Below are 24,928 nucleotides of genomic sequence, written 5' to 3'. Positions count from 1 at the left end.
CGGCACTGAATGGAGCTTACTCCTGATAGAGGTTAGACAAATTCGGGCCGCAGGCTAATGAGATGTCGCGGGGCCATCATTGTTCAACAGTTGCTGAAATTGTTCCGAGGAGACTGCCTGAGAGATCAGGAAACCCTGAACTTGAGTGCAATCAATTTTGCGCAGAAGGGCCAGTTGCTGGGGCGTTTCGACGCCTTCGGCAACCACGGTCAGCCCCAGTTTACGGCCCAGTGCGATGATACTGGCCAGGGCCGACGTCATGCCTTCGTTATCGTGGCAGCCTTGTACCAGCGCCTGGTCGATCTTGAGCTCGGTAAAAGGGGTCGAGACCAGGTTCAGGTATGAGCTGTAGCCTTTGCCGAAATCGTCCTGGGACAGGCCAAACCCCTTGATACGCAGGCGGCAGGCTCCGGCATAGAAGTTACTGATGTCCTGGGGCACCGAGCACTCCATCAGTTCGAAGCAGATCATCCCCGGAATACCCTGGTTATCCAGGACAAAATCCAGCAGGCGGTCTGCCAAGTCATGGCTATTGAGCAGGTGGGTCGGCAGGTTGATCGACACTGGAACATCGTATCCGCGCTGACGCCATCGCTCCTGCGCATGAATGGCCTGCTTGAGCACCAGCCACAGCAAGCGCTCCTCCAGTTCGAAGGTCTTGATTGCCGGCAAAAACGCCGCGGGCAACATTAGCCCTTGTTCGGGGTGCATCCAGCGCACCAGCGCTTCAGCGGCGACGATACGGCCGTTGGCCAAGGATTTCTTGGGTTGGAACCACGCCTGGATTTGCCCGTTACCCATGGCCTGGAGCAGCGTATGCCGACCAATTTCCGCTGCGGCGGGGAGCGACGGGTCAGGGCTGCGATCCTTGTGATTGAGTTGGCCGACCAGGCTGCGCAGCGCGTCGGCGGCGACGGGTTTTGAAATCAGACCGATGACTTTCACATCAAGGTTTTTCGCCACCAGGCTGGCCGCCATCAACATGCGCCGCGACGCGGCACTCATAATGGCCAGGGCGGGCTTGCAGCGCAGGGTTGCCAGGCTCTGGATAAACTGCACGCCATCCATGCCGGGCATCAGCAGATCAGTCAGCACCAGGTCGAAATCCCGCTGGCGCAAACGCTCCAGTGCCTCGTTCCCATCCTGGGCGGCTTCAAGCATGAAGTCTCCCAATTCATTGAGCAGGTTCTGCAGGTACAAGTGCTGCAGAGGATGGTCCTCGACGATCAAAATACTATAGCGCTTCATGGGGGATCCGTGCGTAAGGCTCCAGGTAATTAAAGAGGGCCCGCAACGCAAAGGGTTTGACCAGGCAATAGTTCATACCTGCGGCCAGGCACAAGTCGGCCTCGCCGCGCATGGCGTTGGCGGTAGCCCCGATGATGGGCAGCGAGCAACCTTGGCTGCGTAACTCCCTGGCTAATTCATAGCCGTTGACTCTGGGCATATTCACATCCGTCAGTACCACATCGAAGTGTGAGGCCTTGCACAGCAGCAGCGCTTCATGACCATCGCAGGCCAACTCCACGGTGCAGCCAAGTTCCTCAAGCTGATCGCGCAAAATCAATTGATTGATAACGTTGTCCTCGGCCACCAGCACATGCAGGTTGAGCTTGCGCAGTTCACGCGTGTGCGCCTGCTCGTCGACCCTGGCCACCCACAACCCTTGCGCCTGGCTGACAGCCTGGTGAATCGCGCTCAACTGATTGAGGTTGGCATGCCACGCGCCGGTCTCGCTCTGCTGGCCATTGCTGCTGTTGCTGCTCACCAGGATTACCGGCCCCGGCCAGGCGGGCACCAGTGGCTGTTCGAAACTGCCTGGATGCAGTTCCAACAGTAACTGGCCCTCGGGGTGGGTCGGCTGGCCGATCTGTGCGCGGGCGCCCCAACGGCGTAACCAGCCGCCGATGGATTGAGCGAGTTCGGGGATCGGCGAAACCACATAGATCGTCTCTGCCAACAAGCTGCTCATGGGCGTACAGGGCGCCTCTTCCAGGGGCAGGGTCAGGCTGAAACTGCTGCCCAGGCCCAGTTCGCTGACCATACGGATATGCCCGTTCATCAATTGCGTCAGGCGCTGGCAAATCGGCAAGCCGAGCCCGGTCCCGGCCACCACGTTGGTGTTGCCTTCGGTTTGGTAGAAAGGTTCGAAAATCATCGCCTGGTCTTCCTGGGCAATCCCTTTGCCGGTGTCGGACACTTGCCACAGAACGCTGGAGCGCTCGTCGTCGCGGTCCAGCAACTTGACCCTTAGCACCACGCGCCCGTAGTCGGTGAACTTCACGGCGTTGTTCAGCAGGTTATTGAGGATCTGGCGAATGCGCGTGACATCCCCGATCAACCGCTCGGGCAACTTGGGGTCAAAGCAGGCGTAGAGCTGCAAGCCCTTGCCCATGGCAGCGGCGGCATAGCCCTGGATGATTTCATTGACCAGGTCCAGCGGCGAGAACTCACTCAGTTCCAGAGCCAGTTGCCCGGCCTCGATCTTCGACACGTCGAGTACGTCGCAGATCAGTTGCAACAAGGTGGCCGAAGAGCCTTCTATTGCATGCAGATAGTCTTTTTGCTGGTTGTCGAGCTGGGTGCGGGCCAACAGCTCCAGGGTGCCCAGTACGCCATACAGCGGCGTGCGTATTTCATGGCTCATGGTCGCCAGAAACAGGGTTTTCGCGGCATTCGCTGCGTCGGCCGACTGCCGGGCCTCTTCCAGGGCGGCTTCAACTTGCTTGCGCGCACTGATATCACTGAAGGCGCAAAACAGCACGTCCTCGCCTCTATAGCGGGTAGGCGCGCTGCTGAGGTAAAGGTGGCGGCCGTCGAGGGTCTCGAAGTAGTCGCAATGCCCGGACGGAGCGCTATCGAACGCCTGGCGGATCCAGCCGGTGCACAGCGCTTCGCGCTCCAGGCCGTTACCCAGCCAATGCTGGGCCAGGGTGTTTTCCAGCACAACCTGGCCATCGGTGCGACGCAGCACGCACAAGGCGACCGGCGCGGTCTGGATCACGTCGCGACTGAAGGCCTCGCTTTCAATCAGTGCCTGAATCCCGTTGATCGAGGGGATGATGAAGCGCTGGTTGACCCGGCGCATCACCAGCCAGATCAGCGTCACACTGAACAGGCAAAACACCAGCGAACCGAGCAGTTCGCGCCACAATCCGCGGACCACATCCCGCAGGTTGATCGAGTACATCAGTTGCCAGTCCGACGACTTGAGTTGCTTGCGAATGACCAGATGATCCGGCAGCAGGCCACTGCCGACAAAACCGAAAAAGTTCGCACCCTGGGGCTCGAGCAATGACTGGTTCAACTGGGGTTCGTGGCTATTGGTAAAGACCAGCATGCCCTTGGAATTGAGCATCATGAACTCGCCCGCACTCTGGTCATTGAGGGTCATGGACACTTCGTGGCTTTCCATTTCCAGGCCCAGCCAGCCGGAATTGGGGTCACGCGCATCCAGCAGAATGAATAGATACAAATGTGAATGCCCTTCGCTCTGGTCACTCAGCCAGAGTTCGCCAGGGTCCACTGGGTTGCGTTTCTTCAGCGTCCTGAGGCGATTGAGCATGCATTGGGAGAACGGTAATACCTGCGCCGTCGAATCGTAGAGTCGGGTTAATTGCGGGTTGGGGCCGGCGGTCACGTAAAGCAGGTTGACCTGTTTGACCTTCAGGTAGTTGCGCATGCGTGAGGTCAGCCAGATGCTCCACTGGTTGCCCGGTGTACTGCCCAACTGCAGGCGCTGCTCTTCGCTGGAAGCCGGATACGCTTGCGCTTTGGCCTGCATGGATTTGCGCACCGCCGACAGGCTCAGGCTTTCGAGCAAGGCTTCGCGGGTAGTGAAAAACGTATGGGCTTCGGCAATCGCGGTGCTCATGTAGCCACGCCGCTGAGAGATGTCATTGTTGAATGTGGACAGCAGAAACGTGTAGACACCGCTAAAGATGCCAATCAACAACACGATGGCGAAAAGACGAAGCAGCCTTCTGGCTGCTTCGGGTCGGGACAGGACGGGATTGATCTGGAGCAGATAACTTTTAAATCGCATCGGCGGATTTTAATGAGCCATCCGCCGCCTGGGCATAAGACGATCCTTAAAAGCGCCCATGGGCTTACTTGTAGAACATATCGACGACCACCGCGGCATCGAACGCACCAGGCTGAGGCAGGGCGCGCCACTTCAAATCAGCCCTGAAGTCTTGGCGGAAGGTCTGGTTGGCACCATTCATTTTGGCCAAGGGGAACCATTCATTGAATGGCAGGTTTTGATGGGTGTAGTCCCAGGATAACGCGATGCCCACGGAGCTGTTATTAGCGGGCACCAACAAACCATCGATCACGCTCCCGCCGCCCGGTGTCGTGGCGAAGCGAGCGCTCACCGTGTACGGAGTGTCACAGGCTTTGCGCAGGCTCAGATTGAAGGTAGCGGTGCTCGCCACTTCACCGACCTTTGCCAGGCGCGAGGGTTTGGGAAAGTTGACGACGCTGGGGGTAATCGTCAGGTCTGGCGTACAGGGCACAAAGCGGATGTCGTTCACGCCGGTGACAATGTAGTTGAGGTTGCTGTTGGGCCGGCTGTTGAGCCCCGTAATCCCGTCCAGTTGAAAGACCCGGTATTGCGACAGGGTGCTGGCCTGGCCGTTTTGCGGCGTGCTACCAAACTTCTCGATAAACACGCTGAAGTTGAGGGTGAACCGGGCCTTGTCCCAACCGACGCAATTTGACAGGTTGCAACCGCGGTCGGAGTAGAACCCTGTACCGTACTTGCCACTGCTTTGGGTGATGGGCACTGAGTTATAGCGGATCCCGGCGCGAATGCCCTTGCCGATACTGACGCTTGCCGGGTTCAGGTAAAAAAACACTTCTTCGCGGCCGTGCTCAAAGTCATCCTTGCAAATCACGTTGACCGAGCGTGGGCCCGACTCCCAGATAATCGTGCCATCCGGCGCATCGGCCGCCACCGCCAATGCGGTACCCAGCGGTGCGGTGTCGGCGACCGAGCCGCTACCGTCCACCCGGCAGGCCAGCGCATAGCTGGTAGCGGGGAGGGCAGCGCAGGCAAGCAGGGTGGCCACGAGTAGGTATTTAAGAGGTGACATAGGTCGGTATTCCCCGCGTTCCATCACTTGAGAACCGCGCGATGGCGGGCCTGCAAGCCGATATCGGTGATTTCGGTAAAGTTGATTTGGCTCCCGACGCTGATGGGGGCCTGGGTGCTGAAGACTTTGCGCTCACCGGGCTTGAGCAATAGGTAGTCATCCAGCACTTGAACCTGGCCGCCTTTGTCGACTTGCACATCCACCAGGGACAGATGAAACGCACTGGGATTGGTGACGGTCAGGGTTTGCCCATCGGTGCGGCTCCATACCAGTTGTGGCACGGCCTCTGACGAACTGCCTGCCAGCCCGGCCGGGCGATAGAACAGCTTGAGGCGCTGGCGCACGGCAAATTGCACACTGTCGGCGGCTTCCGGCTTCAGCGGGATTTCCATGACGTTAAGCAAGAACATCGACTCCACATCGCTGGGCAAGCCTGCGCCGGCGTACAGAATGCGCAGCAGGTGATGCTGTTGAGCATCCAGGCGAACCAGCGGCTGGACCACGGCAAAGGGCACCGGCGACGTTGCATCATCGTCCTCGCGGGTGACCCAGCTTTGCACCGCCAGTTCGCTGGGGGACTGATTGACGATATTGATGCTGGCTTCTTTATATTGGCCAAAGTAGATCAGGCGCGTGCCTTCAATCTTGACCGTCGCCTGCGCACAGGGCGCCAGGGCCAGCAACGCTGCAATCAGCGCACTGATCCAAAGCAGGGAGCGGCAGAATGGCAAGTGGTTGAGAGGTGACATGAGGGCCCGTAGCTTTCCTGGGTGTGTTGGAGTGGCTTCGGGGTCTATGGTAGGAGGTGGGCGTCAGGGATTCTCTCAGGCGATTCTTAAAAGGGAAAATTGCTGGCTCAGGGCTGGGAGGCTTTGTGTTTGTCACCGCCAAACGTCTCGCGTTGGGATGAGTATTGGAAGCGTTGCCACAGGCCATGGGCAAAATCCGAGGGCAACTCACGACACAGAATCGCCCCCCGTTCGTCGATTCCTACACGCCAACGGGCACGACTGAGACAAATCCTATGTGTTGGTCATCGCCTCCTGAATACCATTGCACCCCAGCTAACTTACCTCTATTTTTCGGTGCATAACGTGTCAAAGTTTACATTTATGATAGTGCTCAGCTATTTGTTTTCGGATTATCTTTTTGCTTCCACAAAACAAAGTACCTCTGGCAAATCCAAATGGGCGAATCAGGATAATAGCGTTGTCAATAAGCCGTCAGGCCATATGGACAATCTTGTATCGCGAGCCCACGAGTTGATTGGTACGCCCTACAAGTGGGGTGGTGCTTCAGTGAGCAAAGGGTTTGATTGCAGCGGGTTGATTGTTTATCTGTTTCGCAGTGAAGCAGGCATCAATATTCCGCGTACGACCGCCTCAATGCTCAGCTCACCGGCTAAAACGATCTACCGTAATCAACTAAAGTCCGGAGATGCTGTTTTTTTCAAGCATAATGGCGCGAACCGCATGCGGCATGTGGGGATTTATATCGGTGGTGGTCGGTTTATTCATTCGCCCAGAACAGGTAAAAGTATCCGCATCGACTCGTTGAACAATAGCTACTGGAATAAAAGTTATTACACAGCGAAACGCTTTCATTGATTCGCCCCATCTAGGTGCGCGGCAGGAGCTGGTCTGGCGACGAATCACCGACCCATCCCCCTATAAAAGCCCGCTCGCGGGCTTTTTTTCATACTGGCATCCTTTCCCCATTGCATAAATCACTCGGACTTGCGCGCGATAATCGCTTGTTCTGCAAGCGCTATTTTTTGCATGGCCAGTCGCGAGAGCTGGCTGACCTCGGGCGCGTCGATATCGGTATTGGATAACAGGTCGGCCTGGATAAGTACGGCAAATGCATCCTTTACTTCATCGACGACCAATGTAAACGACTCGGGTTTATTCTGAAGTTGGGTAAACCGCTCGCGTGCTTCTATGAGGTCAGGCTGTATCGTTGGCTTGGCACATCCGGCCAGGCTCAAGGCATACACGCTAATGATGGGCAGACACCTGTACCACATCATTGCCTGCTGCCCCTGGGTGCACCTTTTGCCCACGGCAGATCTTTCAAACACGCCCAGGGAGAGGGGGGATCAATCTCCGTCATAAAGCGTTCGATCAGTTCAATGTCGGGTGGCGAATGCAGCCAGTCATACAGCAAGGTAGGGCGTGTTTTCCCGGCGGCGGGTTGAGGCTGCGCCGAGGGAGTGCTTTTGACAGACGAAGCCAGCACCTGGTTTGCAATCAGCAAATCAAAATAGTCGATCAGGCTATGACTCATGACCTGAAGGTCTTGACTGCTTTGCAAGGCAAGGAGCCTGTAGTAGCCAAGCCTGTTCAAGCATCTTTCGATCCGGATCAGCCTGGGCAGGCTGGGGTCTGCGACCAGTATTCTCAATTCTTTATTGGGCATGTGGATCACCTTGTTCAGCGCGGTTTTCGCTGCCCGTAGCGGGCAGCGAAACACTTGCTCAGTCGCTCAACGTCGAAGCCAATGCCTGGACGCGTAACAGGTCGCCTTTCACCGCTTTGGTGACGCCGGTGCCGTACTCAGGGTCGGCCTTGTACAGGAAGGACAAGATCAGGTGCTTGCTCTTGTCGTCCGCACTGGCCAGTGAGCCGCCGAAGCTTTCGATCAGGTCCTGGCGCTCTTTATGGCTGAAGGAGCGATACAGGTCGCCGGCCTGCTTGAAGTTCTGTTCGCGCTGGATCTTGGCCTGCTGCGTAGTGCCGGTCAGGGGCAGGATGCTGTAGCGCGCCTTGGCCGGCTCTTCACGCGGGAGCAATCGGCTCGGCTGGTAGTTGATGCCCGTCGTGGTGCTGGCGGTGTTCATCGCACCATCCTGGTTACCATTGTTGACGGGTTTCTTCGGGGCGTTGATCGGCAGTTGCAGCGCGTTGACGCCCAGGCGATGCATCTGGGTATCGGCGTAGGAGAACAGGCGACCCTGCAGCAGACGGTCTTCGGAAGGCTCGATGCCCGGGATCAGATTGGAAGGCGCCATGGCTACCTGCTCGGTTTCCTGGAACACATTGGCCGGGTTGCGGTTCAGCACCATCTGCCCGACTTTGCGCAACGGGACGTCCGGCCAGACCTTGGTCGCGTCAAGCGGGTCGAAGGCGAAGCTGCCCAACTCTTGTGGTTTGAGCACCTGGATATACAGGTCCCACTTCGGGAAATCGCCCTTGTTGATATGGCTGACCAGATCCTGGGTCATATGGCTGTAATCGGCACCTTGTACCTGGGCCACCTGTTTAGGTGAAAGGTTGCGGGTGCCTTGCAGGCTTTTCCAGTGGAACTTGACGTAGTGCACTTCGTTTTTGGCGTTGACGAACTTGTAGGCATGTACGCCGTTGCCGTCCATCTCCCGATAGCTGGCCGGGATGCCGGCGTTGGAATACAGCTCGGTCAGGGTGCGGGTGGCTTCCGGGACATGGGAAAAGAAATCGAAACGACGTGAGTCGTCGTCAAGGTTGGTGCGTGGGTCTGGCTTGAAGGCGTGGACCATATCCGGGAACTTGATGGCATCACGGATAAAAAAGGTCGGGAAATTATTGCCGACCAGGTCCCAGTTACCGTCCGCGGTGTAGAACTTGGTGGCGAAACCGCGTGGGTCGCGCAGGGTTTCCGGGGAGTGAGTGCCATGCACCACCGATGAGAAGCGCACAAATACCGGGGTGACCGTGCCGCTGTCAAAGACCTTGGCCTGGGTCAGTTCGCTGAGGTTATCGGTGGCGGTAAACACCCCATGAGCCCCGGTGCCGCGGGCATGCACCACACGCTCGGGAATGCGCTCGCGGTCAAAACGCTGCAACTTCTGGATCAGGTGCACGTCTTGCAGCAGCACCGGCCCTTGGGCGCCTGCCGTTTGCGAGTTCTGGTTGTCGCCGACCGGGGCCCCGTTGTCACGGGTAAGGTCAACGGCCAGCGCCGAAAACGACAGCGTGCCGGTGGTAACAATGCACAACAAGCGTCGCGGGGTAAAAGCATGGAGGGGGAAGGGGGGCTTCATTCTGAATTCCTGGTTATTGGCTGAGAACACCACCGCCCACCCGAATAGATGCCTTGCCGACATGAGAGCCTCAAGCCGTAGTACTTCTATTTAATGGGAAGAGTGCCTTTAAAGGTTTACTCAGAACGACACACTATCAATGTAAGACTTGTCTCAATTCCCGATAATCAAATGTTAAGTGGCTAGCGATCAACGGCCGGGCAGCTTCGGCTCTGATTAAAGACATTATTAGATTGGATGAGGAAGTTACTTTTAGTTAGCGGGTGCTTGTCGCGAACTGCGTAGGAATATTCCCAGTTTTGGGACATGTCTCATATCGACAAAGGTCAACGAGGGCCAAGATTCGTCCTATCCCCTGGTACCGCTTTTTTGAATAGGCGGGCCTTGGATAATTAGGACGTGTCGAAACTTCGGCGCGGTGACCAATCTGACGAATGAAGGCATCACAGTGAACAAAAACGCAGTGAACGTCGCCGTAGTGGACGGCAAAACGATTACCGAATCGGTGGAGCTTCGCACCACCAAACAAGGCGATCCGGTCCGAATCAAAGCGGTCAAGGACGGTAAATACATTATCGCGGAGGCCGGTGAAAAAACCGTTGCCCCCGAGAACCTGACCATCAAGCGCGTCGGCAACGACCTGCATGTGGCCACCGAAGGTACCGACCCTGATCAGCCACAACTGATTATCGAAGGTTTTTACGAGCACCCCGGCCAGTTGGTCGGTGTAGCCGAAGACGGTGCCTACTACGAGTACATCTCTTCCGACGCCGAAGACGATCACGCAGCGGCATTTCTGGCCGATGGCGTGTCGTCGCCACAAGTACTGGGTTCCGAGGAACTGGTAGGTTTCGGTGAAGGCCTGGTTGCCGGTAATGGCATCGGCTGGTTCTGGCCAGCTCTGCTCGGTCTGGGCGCGCTCGGTTTGCTGGGCGCCGCTTACAAGCTGACCCGCGACGATGACAATAACGATAACAAGGATGGCGGTTCGGCTATCGCTCCGAGCGCCCCAACCTTGTCTGACGTCACCGACGATGTCGGCGATGTGCAAGGCCCAATCAACAAGGGCGACTCTACTGACGACCGTACCCCGACCTTCAGCGGCGAAGGCACCCCCGGCAACACCATCATCATCGAAGACAACGGCAAGCCGATCGGCGAAGTGGTGGTGGGTGATGACGGCAAGTGGGAGTTCACGCCTACCACGCCGCTGCCGGAAGGCGAGCACTCGATCATCGTTGTCGAGAAGGACAAAGACGGCAATACCAGCGGGCCTTCGGACGAATTCGATTTCATCATCGACATCACCGCGCCAGGCAAATCGATCATCGACGCCATCAGTGATGACGAGGGTGATCAGCAAGGTGTGATCGCACCAAATGGCCTCACCGACGACAAAACCCCGACGCTGACAGGTACCGCCGAGCCAGGTGCCACCCTGGAAATTTACGCCAACGACGAAAAAATCGGCGAGACCACCGTCGAAGCCGACGGCAGCTGGACGTTCACCCCATCGCCAGCCCTGGAGGATGGTGAATACAGCTTTACCACCATCGCCATTGACGCGGCGGGCAATGCCGGCCTGCCGTCAGACCCTTACATTGTCACCATTGACACCACTGCCCCGGTCAAGCCAGGCATTGGAACCGGTGGCATCGAAGAAGCCATCGACAACGTTGGCCCGATCATCGGCGATATCGGTAATGGCGGCGTCACCGACGACGGCACCCCGACCTTTGGCGGTGGCGGCCTGCAACCTGGCGACAAAGTCACCATCATTGATGACGGCGTGGAAATCGGCGAAGTCATTGTTGGCGAAGACGGTCGTTGGGAGTTCACTCCGGACCCTGAGCTGATTGAAGGCCCGCACCCGATCACCGTGATTGTCACGGATCCTGCAGGCAACAAAAGCGAACCGTCCGATCCGTACATCGTGATTGTCGACACTACCGCGCCAGTCAAACCAGGCATCGGTACCGGTGGTATCGAAGAAGCCATCGACAACGTTGGCCCGATCATCGGCGATATCGGTAATGGCGGCGTCACCGACGACGGCACCCCGACCTTTGGCGGTGGCGGCCTGCAACCTGGCGACAAAGTCACCATTATTGATGACGGCGTGGAAATCGGCGAAGTCATTGTTGACGAAGACGGTCGTTGGGAGTTCACTCCGGACCCTGAGCTGATTGAAGGCCCGCACCCGATCACCGTGATCGTGACCGACCCGGCGGGCAACGCCAGCGAGCCGTCCGATCCGTACATCGTGATTGTTGACACCACTGCACCGGTCAAACCAGGCATCGGCACCGGTGGCATCGAAGAAGCCATCGACAACGTTGGCCCGATCATCGGCGATATCGGTAATGGCGGCGTCACCGACGACGGCACCCCGACCTTTGGCGGTGGCGGCCTGCAACCTGGCGACAAAGTCACCATTATTGATGACGGCGTGGAAATCGGCGAAGTCATTGTTGACGAAGACGGTCGTTGGGAGTTCACTCCGGACCCTGAGCTGATTGAAGGCCCGCACCCGATCACCGTGATCGTGACCGACCCGGCGGGCAACGCCAGCGAGCCGTCCGATCCGTACATCGTGATTGTTGACACCACTGCACCGGTCAAACCAGGCATCGGCACCGGTGGCATCGAAGAAGCCATCGACAACGTTGGCCCGATCATCGGCGATATCGGTAATGGCGGCGTCACCGACGACGGCACCCCGACCTTTGGCGGTGGCGGCCTGCAACCTGGCGACAAAGTCACCATTATTGATGGCAGCGTGGAAATCGGCGAAGTCATTGTTGGCGAAGACGGTCGTTGGGAGTTCACTCCGGACCCCGAGCTGATTGAAGGCCCGCACCCGATCACCGTGATCGTGACTGACCCGGCGGGCAACGCCAGCGAGCCGTCCGATCCGTACATCGTGATCGTTGACACCACCGCCCCTGTGGCCCCGACCATCGACAGCGTATTCGATGACCAGGGCACCTCGACCGGCAATATCATGCCGGGCGACATCACCGACGATTCCCAGCCGGAAATCCGTGGTCAGGCCGAGCCTGGCACGACGGTGATCATTTATGACAATGGCCGGGAAATCGGCCGCGTACCCGTCGCTGCCGATGGCAGTTGGACCCACACCCCGGTGCCGCCACTGCTCAATGGCCCGCATGACCTGACGGCAGAGGCTGTCGATGCTGATGGTAACACCAGCGCGCCGTCCAACAGCGTCGACTTCGAGCTGGTTGCCGGTGGCCTGCCGCCAGCGCCAAGCATCACCGGTGTGTTCGACGATATCGCCGATAACGTCGGCAACATCATGCCAGGCGAAAGCACCAACGATACCGAGCCACAAGTGAGTGGTACCGCTGAGGCCTTCTCCACCGTCACTCTGTTCGCCAACGGTGTCCCCGTCGGTAGCGTAGTGGCAGACGCACTCGGCAACTGGACTATCACCCCAAGCCCGGCCTTGGCGCCAGGTCTGAACAACCTGACTGCAACCGCGACCAACTCGGCCGGCAATGTCAGCCCGGCGACTGGCGATTATCCGATCACCGTGGATATCACTCCACCGGCGGCGGCAGATGCCAGTCAGCTTGAAGACAACGTGGGTGCGATTACCGGTCCGATCAACAGCGGCGATATCACTGACGACAATACCCCGACGTTCAGCGGTACTGCCGAGCCCAACACCACCTTGATCATCTATGACGGTGGCGTCGAGATTGATCGTGTACCGGTGGATGGCGCTGGTAACTGGAGCTACACCCCGGCACGACCGCTGGCCGATGGCCCGCATAGCTTCAGCACCGAAGTCGTGGACGCAGCCGGTAACCGTAGCCCTGAAAGCACGCCGATCGACTTCACCGTCGATACCAGTGCCGTTGCCATCAGCATCGAACAGGCGCTGGATAACGTGGGCCCGAACCAGGATCCTCTGGCCAGCGGCAGCGTGACCGACGACGCCACACCGACCCTGCGTGGTCAGGCAACACCGGGATCGACCGTCAATATCTACCTCGATGGCGTGCTGTTGCAGGAGGGTGTAGCGGTCAACAATGCCGGTCGTTGGGAGTACGAAGTTAACCCGCCGCTGCCCGAAGGTAGCTATGCGTTCACCGCAACAGTGGTCACCGCCGCAGGTGGTGAAAGCGCACCGACGGCTGAATTCAACCTTGAAATCGACCTGACGCCCCCGGCGGCCCCGACCATTGATGAAATCCGCGATGACGTGGGCGATATCCAAGACCCGCTGGTGGATGGTTCGACCACCGACGACACCACACCGACCCTGGTGGGCAGTGGCGTAGCCGGCGACACGATCATTATCCGCAACAACGGTAATGAACTGGACCGCGTCACCGTGCAGCCGGATGGTAGCTGGACCTACACGCCAAACCCGCCGCTGAACAATGGTTCGACCAATCAGTTTGACGTAATCGCCGAGGATCCGGCCGGCAACCAAAGCGCGCCGTCCGATCCATGGACCATCATCATCGACACCGCAGCCCCTGTGGCCCCGACCATCGACAGCGTGTTCGATGACCAGGGCACCTCGACCGGCAATATCATGCCGGGCGACATCACCGACGATTCCCAGCCGGAAATCCGTGGTCAGGCCGAGCCTGGCACGACGGTGATCATCTATGACAATGGCCGGGAAATCGGCCGCGTACCCGTCGGTGCCGATGGCAGTTGGACCCACACCCCGGTACCGCCACTGCTCAATGGCCCGCATGACCTGACGGCAGAGGCTGTCGATGCTGCTGGTAACACCAGCGCGCCGTCCAACAGCGTCGACTTCGAGCTGATTGCCGGTGGCCTGCCGCCAGCGCCAAGCATCACCGGTGTGTTCGACGATATCGCCGATAACGTCGGCAACATCATGCCAGGCGAAAGCACCAACGATACCGAGCCACAAGTGAGTGGTACCGCTGAGGCCTTCTCCACCGTCACTCTGTTCGCCAACGGTGTCCCCGTCGGTAGCGTAGTGGCAGACGCACTCGGCAACTGGACTATCACCCCAAGCCCGGCCTTGACGCCAGGTCTGAACAACCTGACTGCAACCGCGACCAACTCGGCCGGCAATGTCAGCCCGGCGACTGGCGATTATCCGATCACCGTGGATATCACTCCACCGGCGGCGGCAGATGCCAGTCAGCTTGAAGACAACGTGGGTGCGATTACCGGTCCGATCAACAGCGGCGATATCACTGACGACAATACCCCGACGTTCAGCGGTACTGCCGAGCCCAACACCACCTTGATCATCTATGACGGTGGCGTCGAGATTGATCGCGTACCGGTGGATGGCGCTGGTAACTGGAGCTACACCCCGGCACGACCGCTGGCCGATGGCTCGCATAGCTTCAGCACTGAAGTCGTGGACGCAGCCGGTAACCGTAGCCCTGAAAGCACGCCGATCGACTTCACCGTCGATACCAGTGCCGTTGCCATCAGCATCGAACAGGCGCTGGATAACGTGGGCCCGAACCAGGATCCTCTGGCCAGTGGCAGCGTGACCGACGACGCCACACCGACCCTGCGTGGTCAGGCAACACCGGGATCGACCGTCAATATCTACCTCGATGGCGTGCTGTTGCAGGAGGGTGTAGCGGTCAACAATGCCGGTCGTTGGGAGTACGAAGTTAACCCGCCGCTGCCCGAAGGTAGCTATGCGTTCACCGCAACAGTGGTCACCGCCGCAGGTGGTGAAAGCGCACCGACGGCTGATTTCAACCTTGAAATCGACCTGACGCCCCCGGCGGCCCCGACCATTGATGAAATCCGCGATGACGTGGGCGATATCCAGGACCCGCTGGTGGATGGTTCGACCACCGACGACACCACACCGACCCTGGTGGGTAGTGGCGTAGCCGGCGACACGATCATTATCCGCAACAACGGTAATGAACTGGACCGCGTCACCGTGCAGCCGGACGGTAGCTGGACCTACACGCCAAACCCGGCGCTGAACAATGGCTCGACCAACGTGTTCGACGTGATTGCCCAGGATCCGGCCGGTAACCAGAGTGCACCGTCTGCTCCATGGACAGTGATCATTGACACCACGGCGCCGATCACGCAGATCACGTCTGTGATCAATGACGACGGCACCCCGACCCCTATCAATCCGGGCGACGAGACGACGGACCGTACCCCACTGATCAGTGGTACCAGCGAGCCTGGCAGTACCGTGACCATCTTCGACAGTGGCGTGCCAATCGACACGGTACAGGTTGATGAGTTCGGTAATTGGAGTTACTCGGTTGTTACACCGCTGAGTTCAGGTTCTCATGGTCTGACGGCTTCGTCGGTCGACCTAGCCGGTAATCAAGGGCCGGTCAGTGATCAATTTGATCTTCGTATTACGTCGGTTTTTGGCACCTATAGCAACATCGAGAGTTTTGATGGTGCGCCACTCGGCGGTATTGCAGTGGGAAGTGTTCTTGATCTTAAGGCGATGGCGATCACGAACATAAGCGGCTCGAGCGATGTGGTGCCTGTTAACCCTAACACTATCAGCGACCCAATGTTGCGGATCTACGGTAAACTTGATTTTGATTTGAAGGGGGATTCTTCAAGTGTACTTGTTATGGAAGCGTCCGGTCTTGGTGCACAGCATATTAACGAAATTCGATTTTATGACGCGAATGGCGTGCTGATTCATACGGATACCGTTTCTAAAGAGCCAGGCTCGCAGCAGTTTATAATGCCTGGAGGCATGGAGTTTAGCCGATTTGAGATTGAGACTGACGTTAATGCAGGGAGTGGCCTGTTCGTAGACAATCTCATCTTGGCAAATGGCCCGATCAAGACCGAAGGTTTTGAGGGGCTGCCGCTGAATCATAAATTTGATTTGGGTGTTCCGTTTGAGCTCGATTTGTTTACGCTCACAAGGATAGAAAATAATGTTCCGAGGGGGGCTGGTGTTGGCCTTATTAACCAGGGGCATGCTGCTGGGCAGCAACTGGCGATCCTTGGGGCCAAGGTTGAGTTCGACCTGAAAGGCGAAACGGCAAGTACACTCAATTTTAAATTAACGCTTCAAGCCGGTCGTGTGTTGGATACCATTATTACTTTTTACAATGCGGACGGGGAGCTGATTCATACTGAGATTATGCTGGGGGGGTCAGATGGACTGCGGCATATCTCGATGCCTGACGGTTTGGAGTTTTCTAGCTTTGTAATAGACAATCCTGACTCAAGACATTTATATATTAACGAGATATCTTTCGCAGACTTAGCCCTTCCTAACTTGCCGTTGGCGGACGAGTCAAATACAACTTCTGACCATGTCATCTATGTCACCGAGGGTGACGAAGCGGCACTGGTAGCCGAAGGCAGCGATGCCATCGATACGCTGGTGTTGACGGGCGCCAACCAGCTCCTGGACCTGTCGGCCCTGGGCAACCAGGTCTCGTCCATTGAGGTCATCGATCTCACGGGCACTGGTGACAACACGCTGAACCTGTCGCTGTCCGATGTGCTGTCGCAAGGGGGGGACAGCCTGTTCACCGCGGATGACACCACGCAGATGATGATCAAAGGCAACGCTGGCGACGTCGTCAACCTCGACGACCTGCTGGCCGACGGCACCGACCCGGGTGATTGGGCAGGTCAGGGTCAGGTGATCGTGGAAGGGGTGACGTACAACGTGTTCCAACACTCCAGCCTCGATGCTCAATTGCTGGTTCAGGACGGGGTAACCACCAACCTGGTGTAAACGCGAACACCGTGTGCAGGCCCAGCCTGTACACGGCTCGCGCTGCCAATCGGTTGGTTCGCTCCAGCCTTAATCCATTCAATATCTGCGGGCACCTCACGGTGTTCGCGGTGGAGTCATGATCATGTTTAAACGTATCACCGTCTTTAACGCTGCACTGCTGAGTTTGGCGTTGGCCAGTGCCCCGTTCGCCACGGCCGAGGGTTTCACCCCTGGGGCTGTCTCGAGCAAGGTGTTTGGCAATCAATACATGCCTGTGGCCCCGGTCTCTGACCGTCAGGTGCAAGTGGTGTATTACCGCTCAAGTGCCATGGGCACCCAACAGGGCGCCGCCCACGTGTATGTGGACCGCGAGTTTCATGCCGGCCTGTTGCCAGGCGGTTACAGCGCGTTTTGCGTGGCACCGGGCAATCACAGCCTAGGCGCTTATGTAAAAGATGCGCCGCAGTACAAGGGCAAGACCACCGACGTGTTCTCGGCCTCCCTGGACGGCGGCAAGACGTACTTCCTGCGGGTTCGCGAAGACGGTTACGGCGCTCCCCAGGCGGTAACACGCGTAGAAGCCGAGCGCGAGCTGGCCGGCATGCGCAAGCAGGTCCAGGCACTGTCCCGTGCCTCGACCGTGCAGGCGTGTGACTACCAGGCAATGCCGGTGGCGCAGTTCAAGGATTACGCGGTCTCTGGCGACGTGCTGTTTGCCTTTGGCAAGTCGGGCTACCAGGACATCACCCATCAGGGCCGCGAAGCCATCCGCCAGTTGGTCACCCGACTGAAGCAGGAAAACGCCAACCTGGACCGTATCGAAGTGGTTGGCCATACCGATGCCATCGGTTCTGCCGCCGCTAACCGTACGTTGGGCCTCAAGCGCGCACAAACCGTGCGTCGTTTGCTGCTCGACGGCGGCTTGCCGTCTTCGGCAGTCAGCGCCAGCAGTGCCGGCGCGGATCAACCGGTAAGCAATGGCTGCTACGGTTCGCGCTCCGAGCAGATTGCCTGCTACGCCGCCGACCGTCGCGTCGTGGTGCGGGTCGACACGCGTAACTGATACTTCCCAGGCAGATTCCCCTCTCCTGGCTTTTGGCCCGACGCACGGATAGCGTCGGGTTTTTTTTGCCTGTTGAACAGGGAGGGCAGGCCCTTGAGCGGTTTTTGCTCTGTGGAGGAGCGAGCAAGCTCGCTCCTGCAGTGAATTACGGCATTAGGCACTTAACCCCCGTTTTGTCTGGCCATGTGGGCCATTTCTGAGACGGGTCTTATAGCTGCGCAGCGCGGCCTTTCGGATAATTCTGACTCGAACGGTTGGCCATCATTGCCAATCCCATTCCGTTTGTTTTTCCAGGTGCCCGATGGCTGGCGCTGGCGATGGAACCCAGATGAACTTCATGCGAAACACACATCGAGTAGCGCTGCTGGTCGGCGCTACCTTACTCATCAGTTGTCCTGCATTGGCGCAAGAGCCCAAGGCCGGCCAGGTAGCGGGGCGGGTATTTTATGCCGCGTATATCGGGTTGCCGCCAGTGGCGGTGGACCAGGCGCAAGTGGTGTATTACCGCAACAAGGCAGGGGTGCAGCGCAACGGCGCCGCCCACGTCTACATCGACCAGCAATTCCACACCGGCTTGTTGCCCGGCGGGTTCACCAGTTTCTGCCTGGCGCCCGGCAATCATACGCTGGGCGCTTACCTGAACGATGCCCCGACCTACAATGGCAAGCGCACGGACCTGTATCAGGCCAACCTGGAAGGCGGGCGCACCTACTACCTGAAAGTGCGCGAGGACGGTAATACTTTCCCCATGCCGATCGAGCGTACCCAGGCTGAACAGGAGTTGAGCACCACGCGTATGCAGATGCATGCACTGTCCCGCGCCACCAGTGTCGAGGCTTGTCGCTACTATGCGCACTTGAAGGACGATGAACGCTTCAAGCATTACACCTTGGCCAGTGATGTGCTGTTTGCCTATGGCAAGTCGGATTACCGCGACATCAGCCTCGCCGGACGCACGGCCATCGGCCAGTTGCTCGCTGAACTGCAGAGCGATGATGCACAGCTCAAACACGTGCAGGTGACCGGGCACACCGACCCATTCGGCAGTGCCTCCGACAATCAGTTGCTGGGGGAGCGGCGGGCCAATACCGTGCGGCAGATGTTGCTGGATGGTGGCATCGCCGAATCCATCCTCAGCGCCGACAGTGCCGGCAGCCGCGAGCCTGTGGTGCACACCTGCTACGGGCCAAGGCTCGAGCAGATCAGTTGCTATGCACCGAATCGCCGGGTGGCCATCCGCGTGGAGCTTGACCGCCCCCAGCCATAAAGAATTGATCCCCTCTCGAGAAGCTGTGCTTCTCGTCTTTTACGTCGTGCCTGGACCGCGGGCACGGCGTTTTTTTTGCTTGAAATCCAGCCCCTCGATGCATAGGTCTCTACCCGAGTCTTTTGGTGTTGCTTGGGGACGTGTGTAGATGGCCAGCCCTGGCACGCCTACAGGCTAGCTAACAGGTCGACTTCCAGTGACATCATCTCGCTCAACAGGTGGTTGACCTGTTGCTGGCAGACCGTACTGTCGCCCCGCGACGCCGATTCTTCCAACGCCGTGCAGGCCGCAATCAGCGCCTGGGCATCAGCCATTTGTGCACCGCCCCTGATCTTGTGGGCCAGGCCCATGACTTTCTCGAAGTCGTTTTCGTGGGCAAGCGCCTCCAGTTGTGCACCGTCAGCACGGTTGGTCCTGACCAGTTCGTCCACCAGGCCGGGATACGCTTCGGGCGCCAGTACTTTGAGCTTGCCCAGTTCGCCGCCGGTGGTGGCGGCAGCGCTTGCCCGGCGCTCGACCTGGGCCGAGACCACACCGATGTGCTGCGTCAGGGCTTCGATGCCCAGAGGCTTGAACAGGCATTGGGTCATGCCAGCGTCCAGGCAGTCCTGAATGATCTGCGATTGGGCATTGGCGGTGAGGCCGAACACAGGATGGGCGCCCAGGGCACGGGATTGCTCGATGTCGCGCATGCGCCGGGTCAGCTCGTAACCACTCATGTGGGGCATGTTGCAGTCGGTGATGGTCAGGTCGAACGGTGGGACGGCCTTTTCCCATTCCGCCAGCGCGGTGACGCCGTTATCGCAGGCCACGGCGCAATGGCCCAGGTATTCGATTTGCTGGCAGAGCAACAGGCGATTGGCCGCGTGGTCTTCCACCACCAGAATGTTCAGGCGCCGGCCGGTCTGGGCCGTGGTCGCCGCAGGGGCCTGCACGGGTGCCAGCTCAGTGCGTTCGGCAAGAAACTGCAGGCGCAGGCAAGACCCTTCGTTCGGCCGGCTGTCGACACTTAACTGCCCACCGATCATCGGCGCCAGGCGCGTGCAAATGCTCAACCCCAGGCCGGTGCCGCGTCCTTCCCCACCCGTGGGGGCAATTTGAACGAACGGTTCGAAAATCGCTTTTTTTTCCTGCTCGTTCAAGCCACGTCCAGAGTCACGCACCTCGATCACGTAACTGCCCAGGCCAGACTTGGCTTCATCGGGGAGTTGTTTCAGGGATAGCTCGACAAAGCCGTGCTCGGTGAACTTGATGGCGTTGCTGACCAGGTTCGCGACGATCTGGTTCAGCATCAGCGCGTCGATGATCACCTGCTGGTCAGCGGCCTCGATCAGCAAGTCGAACCTGAGGTGTTTGTTGTGTGCGTTGATCTGGAACAGGTGATGAATGGCGCGCAGCACTTCACCGAGGTGGGTCGGTCGCGGTGAGGGGTGCATGGCGCCGGCTTCGATCTTTGACAGGTCGAGGATGTCGCCGATCAACGACAGCAGCGACTGCGCGGACTGATGCGCGACTGTCAGGTTTTCCTCGATCTGCTGCGGGCTGCCACCTCGCACGCGCAGCATTTCGATCAAGCCGATCAGCGCGCTGATCGGCGTGCGGATTTCATGGCTCATACTGGCCAGGAAAATCGACTTGGATTCATTGGCTTCATCGGCCGCTTCCTTGGCCCGATGCAGCTGCGCTGTCAGTTGTTCACGTTCACTGATGTCCAGCCAGCCGCCGATCACCCCGGAGAATTCGCCGACACTGTTCTGAAAGGGGAGGGTCCAGTGATAGATCCGATGCTGCTGGCCCTTCACTTCAATCTCCAGGTCTGCGTAGGTCGGCTCCCCGTGCCGTTGGGTGTCTTGATAGATCTGTTGGTACTGGCGGCCCAGTTGCGGTGAGACCACCCCGGCTTCGAGCAATGTCTTGCCGATGATCTCTTCCTGGGTTGTCTGTAAAAACTCCAGATAGGCCCGGTTGCAGTGGGCCAGTCGGCCGGCTTTATCCCGTACATACAGGGCGATCGGGGACCCGTCGATCAGGGTCTTGCTGAAGGTCAATTGGTCGCTGAGGGCCAACTCGGCGCTGCGTCGTTTCTTGATCTGGATTTGCAGGTAGTAGTTCCAGACCAGAAACGCCAGGACGAAGGCGATCGCGACCCCAATGACCGTGTAGACACTGTCCTTGTAGGTGCTCCAGGAGCTGGAGACAGCCGGTGCCGCATGATTACGCCAGCGATCGCTCAGGGTCTTGAGCTCTTCGGGAGGGATGCCAAGCAGCACCTTGTTGATGATGTTCTTGAGCGGCATGTCGGCGGCGTCGACGGCCATCGCGATACGTCCGGGCGTGGGGCCGATAACCGCTGCAATCTTCAGGTCTGTGCGAAAATGGTGCTTGATGAAGTAGTCGGCGCCAAAGCGGGTGTGCACGCTGGCATCCACATTGCCGTTGGAGAGTTCTTCAACGCCGCGCACTGCTGTGGCGACCGGAACCTGGATGATCTCGGGATAGTGCCGGGAAAGCCAATCGGACAGTGGATTGCCGGACGGGATGGCCAGGCGCTTGCCATTGAGCTCTTCAAGACGCTGAAGGGTCGCGTCCGACTGTTGGGTCACCACCACAAACGGGCTAATGAGATACGGCCGGGTATATTGTTCAGGCGCCAGGCGCAAGTCACCAATGCTCAAGGCGAGGATAAGGTCTGCCTGTTCGCTCTTTAGCTGCTGGAGCATGTCGGGAATGCTGTTGTTGCGAATGATCTCGAACTGCAGGCCAGTGCGTTGCCCGATGATTTTCAGCAAGTCGGCACTCAAGCCCTGGAGTCGATCATGCTCATCGAAAAACGTCAGCGGCGCATAAGACCCGGCGACCAGCACCTTGATCTTGCGATGGGCGGCCAGCCAAGCGGTCTCGGCCGCATCCAGGTGGAGTGGTGGTTGCTCGACCACAAAATTATTGCTCAGCCCCCAACGCGTGGTAATTCGCATCGTGTCGACAGGGGGGATGGCATCCAGCGTGCTGTTGATGGCAGACAACAACAGGGGCTTGCGATCACTGACGGCGAAGTTGATGTCGGCCGAGGTGGGGAGGGCATCGCCGGCAATATAGACGTCGTTGCTGTAAAGCAACCTGATCAGGAATTCAGCGGTAATTGCATCGGTCCACAGGGCGTCAGCCTGGTCGTAGACCAACGAGGTCAGGCTATTCAGATCGTTGCTGTGCTGGATCAGGGTGGCCTGGGGGTATTGCTTGTGCAAAAAAGCGCCGACCTTATCGTCACCGACGTAGGCCAGACGCTGTCCTCGCAGATCCGCAGTGGGCAGCAGGGTCTCGCTAATGCGCCGAACCATGACCTTGCGGTTCAGCAGATAGGGCCTGGATTGGGTAATGGCACCGTCCTGGCCCTCGCTGACGTCATGCAGTGCCAGCATGTCAACCTGGCCTCGCTCCAAGGCTTCCCGCGCCTCGGCGCGGGACGAGAAACGCCAGATTTTCAGGTGTACCCCGGTAGTCTCCTGTATCACGCCCAGGTAGTCCGCGGTAACACCCTCGAATTGGCTTTGCTCAAAACCCATGTGCATGGGGGGAAGCGCGCCGCTCCAGATGGCGACGTTCACCTGCGGGCGTGTGGCGAGCCAGGCCCGGGTTTGCACATCGAATGTGACAGGCGGTGCGGTGATTGGCGCATTGACCAGCAGCTCAACCGGTTGGGGGGTTTGTGCTTGCAGGTTTGCAGCACACAGCAATATCAGTAATCCCAGCAGCCTGGGGAATGAAAAAAAGCGAGTGTTCAAGGGGGGGCGTTCCATTGACAGCACGGCTAGTCGGGCCCGATATGGCATTCACCTGAAGGGAGCCACGGGCATTACACCTTTGAAAATAGCAACCTTGTGCACGCTTGTCCCGGAGTCAATTGCAGAGGGCCGGGCCCGGTGGGGGTGACCGTGAAGCGCTGGCCCTGCGGCGATGGGTTGGTCAGCTCCCCGTACGCAGCCAGCGGGCCAGTGTGCCGGCCCCTGCGTATTGACGCAGAATGGCCTGGTAGCCGTCGAAGCGATTGTTGATCTCGTTGACCTGATTGCCGTAGTGCTCGTTTTCGGCGGTCAGCACGTCGAGCAGCGTACGCTTGCCCAAGTGGTGCCATTGCTGGAAAAAATCCTCACGGATCCGTCCCGACTCTTGCCCCAGGTCCCGGTACAGCTCGGACCTTTCCAGCATCGTGCGAGCATCGTGATCGGCGGTCCGAATCCGAAACTCCAGGTCCCGACGCTGTTGATCGTTGGCGTAACGACTGGCATCGGCGCGTTGCAGGGCTGCACGCTCGGCGGCGCGGGTGGAGCCTCCGCGAAATGCTCCCCAGGTCATTGACAGGTTGGTTTGCCATGGCTGCTCGCGCCCCAGTGAGTCCTCCGCCGTGCTTTTGCTGATCACCCAATTCAATTGCGGCAGCCCGCTTGCACGGACGGCCTTGGCTTGCGCCACGGCGGACTCTGTTTCGGCGATGGACTTACGGATGGTCGGGTGCTCCTTGGCAGCGTCGAGCAGCAAATCCAGGTTGGCCAGGCGAATATTCCATTCCCGTGTGACTGGGATCGGCACCGGGCGTTCACCGACCAGTTTGCTCAGGTTGATTTCGGCGTCACGAGCCTTGGCCGCGGCCGCGTCACGCAAGGCTTGAGCCTGGAGCAGACGCGCCTTGGCCTGAGTCAATTCGCTGGTGCGGCCTTTATCGACCGCCACGATACCGGCGAGCATCTTGACCAGATCATTCATGCGGTCGGCGAATTGCTGGCTAAGGTCCACAATGATGCGCTGTTTGCCCAGTTCGATGATGGTAGTGGTGACTTCGTAGCCCAGGGTTTCCTTTTCTGCCTCGAGGTTTTCCTCGGCGGCGGTCAAAAGACGTTCACGGCTGTCGATCGAATGACCGATTCGCCCCCAATCGTAAACCGGGGTAGTGACCGCTAAATTGATCCCGCTGCTGCCTGAGTCGACATCGGAGCCTTTGCCGATATTGACCGGTGAGGTTTGTGTGCCGACATCCACTTGCGGCCAGCGTTGCCCCTTGGCTTCGTCGATGTCTTCTACGGCGGCTTGTTGTTCGGCTTTGGCCCGGGAAATAGTCGGTGCCCGCAGGATCGCAGCTTCCACAGCGCGATTGAATACCTGGCGCAGCTCGAATTCGGAGGGGCCGAGGAGGGTGCCTCTTTCACTGCTGCGGGCGGCCAGGCGCGGTGGCAATGCGGCCAACGATAGGGCGGAAACGCTGTGGACCTGTTGTTCCGCTTCCCGGGCGACCCTTGAGGTCTGGGTGAATTGCGCAAGGCCGTTGCCCGCGCCAGGCTGAGGGCTGGTAGCCGCAGCTGCCGGTATTGGCCGGGCCGGGGTGACGGTTCGAACAACCGGGGGCGAGGCTATCGGCTCGAAGGTGAGCAAGTCGTTGCTTTTACGACTGACAGACGCCGCTTTAGGCGCCGCGGGTTCAGGCCGGGCGAGGGCAGGAGCCGGCTTGAACACTGGCGTAGCCGTTGCGACCGGAGCGGGCGGCGCTGCCGGTGCCGGTGCCGGGTTTGGGCTGAATGAAATCAGATCGTTGTCGCGACGACGGGGGGCGGCGCTGCCAGGTTGGGTCGCCACGGCGGCGGCAGGCGGCTGCGGTGCAGCCGGCATAAAATTGAGCAGTTCCTCAGCGAATGCCTGCTGAGCGCCCAGACTGCCGAACAGGTAGCAGGAAACCAGCCACGCTGCCGGGGTCAGTCGAAAACGGCGATGCTTGAAAGGCGTCATG

The 24,928-nt window shown here is 58.8% G+C and carries 13 protein-coding genes; 4 read left to right on the top strand and 9 right to left on the bottom strand.

Going from position 1 to position 24,928, the window contains the following annotated elements:
* Positions 1 to 54 precede the first annotated feature (54 nt).
* The 4 genes from pvrR to HU773_RS14070 form a co-directional block, all read right to left on the bottom strand.
* Positions 55 to 1,248, bottom strand: a complete 1,194-nt coding sequence (gene pvrR, locus HU773_RS14085; protein WP_057959499.1) for a response regulator cyclic di-GMP phosphodiesterase PvrR — start codon at positions 1,246 to 1,248, stop codon at positions 55 to 57.
* Entirely contained in the window at positions 1,235 to 4,045 is a 2,811-nt protein-coding gene (locus HU773_RS14080; RefSeq protein WP_186625377.1) for an ATP-binding protein, read from the bottom strand. The genes pvrR and HU773_RS14080 overlap by 14 nt, the downstream gene beginning before the upstream one ends.
* Positions 4,046 to 4,109: 64 nt before the next feature.
* Complete coding sequence (locus tag HU773_RS14075) at positions 4,110 to 5,096, bottom strand: fimbrial protein (protein ID WP_186625376.1); 987 nt, start codon at positions 5,094 to 5,096, stop codon at positions 4,110 to 4,112.
* Between the two features lie 23 nt (positions 5,097 to 5,119).
* Positions 5,120 to 5,845 carry a fimbrial biogenesis chaperone gene (locus tag HU773_RS14070; RefSeq protein WP_186625374.1) on the bottom strand — a complete coding sequence of 242 codons (726 nt, stop codon included), beginning with the start codon at positions 5,843 to 5,845 and terminating at the stop codon, positions 5,120 to 5,122.
* A gap of 483 nt (positions 5,846 to 6,328) precedes the next feature.
* On the opposite strand from HU773_RS14070, the gene HU773_RS14065 reads away from it, so the two are divergent.
* Positions 6,329 to 6,703, top strand: coding sequence for a C40 family peptidase (locus HU773_RS14065; RefSeq protein WP_225923874.1), 375 nt, complete (start codon positions 6,329 to 6,331; stop codon positions 6,701 to 6,703).
* Between the two features lie 119 nt (positions 6,704 to 6,822).
* On the opposite strand, the gene HU773_RS14060 is transcribed toward HU773_RS14065, so the two are convergent.
* From HU773_RS14060 to HU773_RS14050, 3 genes are read right to left on the bottom strand one after another with little or no spacing between them, the layout of a single operon-like run.
* A complete protein-coding gene (locus HU773_RS14060; protein WP_128593072.1) occupies positions 6,823 to 7,083 on the bottom strand; it encodes a hypothetical protein in 261 nt (86 codons plus the stop codon).
* A gap of 38 nt (positions 7,084 to 7,121) precedes the next feature.
* Positions 7,122 to 7,514, bottom strand: coding sequence for a hypothetical protein (locus HU773_RS14055; protein WP_186625372.1), 393 nt, complete (start codon positions 7,512 to 7,514; stop codon positions 7,122 to 7,124).
* Between the two features lie 58 nt (positions 7,515 to 7,572).
* Complete coding sequence (locus HU773_RS14050) at positions 7,573 to 9,114, bottom strand: catalase (protein WP_057959504.1); 1,542 nt, start codon at positions 9,112 to 9,114, stop codon at positions 7,573 to 7,575.
* 448 nt (positions 9,115 to 9,562) lie between these two features.
* On the opposite strand from HU773_RS14050, the gene HU773_RS14045 reads away from it, so the two are divergent.
* The 3 genes from HU773_RS14045 (at position 9,563) to HU773_RS14035 (ending at position 19,152) form a co-directional block, all read left to right on the top strand.
* Entirely contained in the window at positions 9,563 to 16,840 is a 7,278-nt protein-coding gene (locus tag HU773_RS14045; RefSeq protein WP_217883903.1) for an Ig-like domain-containing protein, read from the top strand.
* 124 nt (positions 16,841 to 16,964) lie between these two features.
* Positions 16,965 to 17,885, top strand: a complete 921-nt coding sequence (locus tag HU773_RS14040) for an OmpA family protein (RefSeq protein ID WP_057959649.1) — start codon at positions 16,965 to 16,967, stop codon at positions 17,883 to 17,885.
* Positions 17,886 to 18,213: 328 nt separating this feature from the next.
* On the top strand, positions 18,214 to 19,152 hold the full coding sequence (locus HU773_RS14035) for an OmpA family protein (RefSeq protein ID WP_057959642.1): 939 nt from the start codon (positions 18,214 to 18,216) through the stop codon (positions 19,150 to 19,152).
* 167 nt (positions 19,153 to 19,319) lie between these two features.
* On the opposite strand, the gene HU773_RS14030 is transcribed toward HU773_RS14035, so the two are convergent.
* Complete coding sequence (locus HU773_RS14030; RefSeq protein ID WP_186626234.1) at positions 19,320 to 22,934, bottom strand: transporter substrate-binding domain-containing protein; 3,615 nt, start codon at positions 22,932 to 22,934, stop codon at positions 19,320 to 19,322.
* 181 nt (positions 22,935 to 23,115) lie between these two features.
* Positions 23,116 to 24,927, bottom strand: a complete 1,812-nt coding sequence (locus tag HU773_RS14025; RefSeq protein WP_225923787.1) for a TolC family protein — start codon at positions 24,925 to 24,927, stop codon at positions 23,116 to 23,118.
* Position 24,928 lies beyond the last annotated feature (1 nt).

This window comes from Pseudomonas shahriarae, from assembly GCF_014268455.2.
Lineage (GTDB): Bacteria > Pseudomonadota > Gammaproteobacteria > Pseudomonadales > Pseudomonadaceae > Aquipseudomonas > Aquipseudomonas shahriarae.
This window is presented reverse-complemented; position numbering and strand designations above follow the sequence as displayed.

Excerpts from the sequence above, each read along its gene's own strand:
- HU773_RS14075 (WP_186625376.1), bottom strand. The coding sequence starts at position 5,096 with ATGTCACCTCTTAAATACCTACTCGTGGCCACCCTGCTTGCCTGCGCT.
- HU773_RS14035 (WP_057959642.1), top strand. The coding sequence starts at position 18,214 with ATGAACTTCATGCGAAACACACATCGAGTAGCGCTGCTGGTCGGCGCT.
- HU773_RS14070 (WP_186625374.1), bottom strand. The coding sequence starts at position 5,845 with ATGTCACCTCTCAACCACTTGCCATTCTGCCGCTCCCTGCTTTGGATC.
- pvrR (WP_057959499.1), bottom strand. The coding sequence starts at position 1,248 with ATGAAGCGCTATAGTATTTTGATCGTCGAGGACCATCCTCTGCAGCAC.
- HU773_RS14065 (WP_225923874.1), top strand. The coding sequence starts at position 6,329 with ATGGACAATCTTGTATCGCGAGCCCACGAGTTGATTGGTACGCCCTAC.
- HU773_RS14040 (WP_057959649.1), top strand. The coding sequence starts at position 16,965 with ATGTTTAAACGTATCACCGTCTTTAACGCTGCACTGCTGAGTTTGGCG.
- HU773_RS14080 (WP_186625377.1), bottom strand. The coding sequence starts at position 4,045 with ATGCGATTTAAAAGTTATCTGCTCCAGATCAATCCCGTCCTGTCCCGA.
- HU773_RS14025 (WP_225923787.1), bottom strand. The coding sequence starts at position 24,927 with ATGACGCCTTTCAAGCATCGCCGTTTTCGACTGACCCCGGCAGCGTGG.
- HU773_RS14055 (WP_186625372.1), bottom strand. The coding sequence starts at position 7,514 with ATGCCCAATAAAGAATTGAGAATACTGGTCGCAGACCCCAGCCTGCCC.
- HU773_RS14050 (WP_057959504.1), bottom strand. The coding sequence starts at position 9,114 with ATGAAGCCCCCCTTCCCCCTCCATGCTTTTACCCCGCGACGCTTGTTG.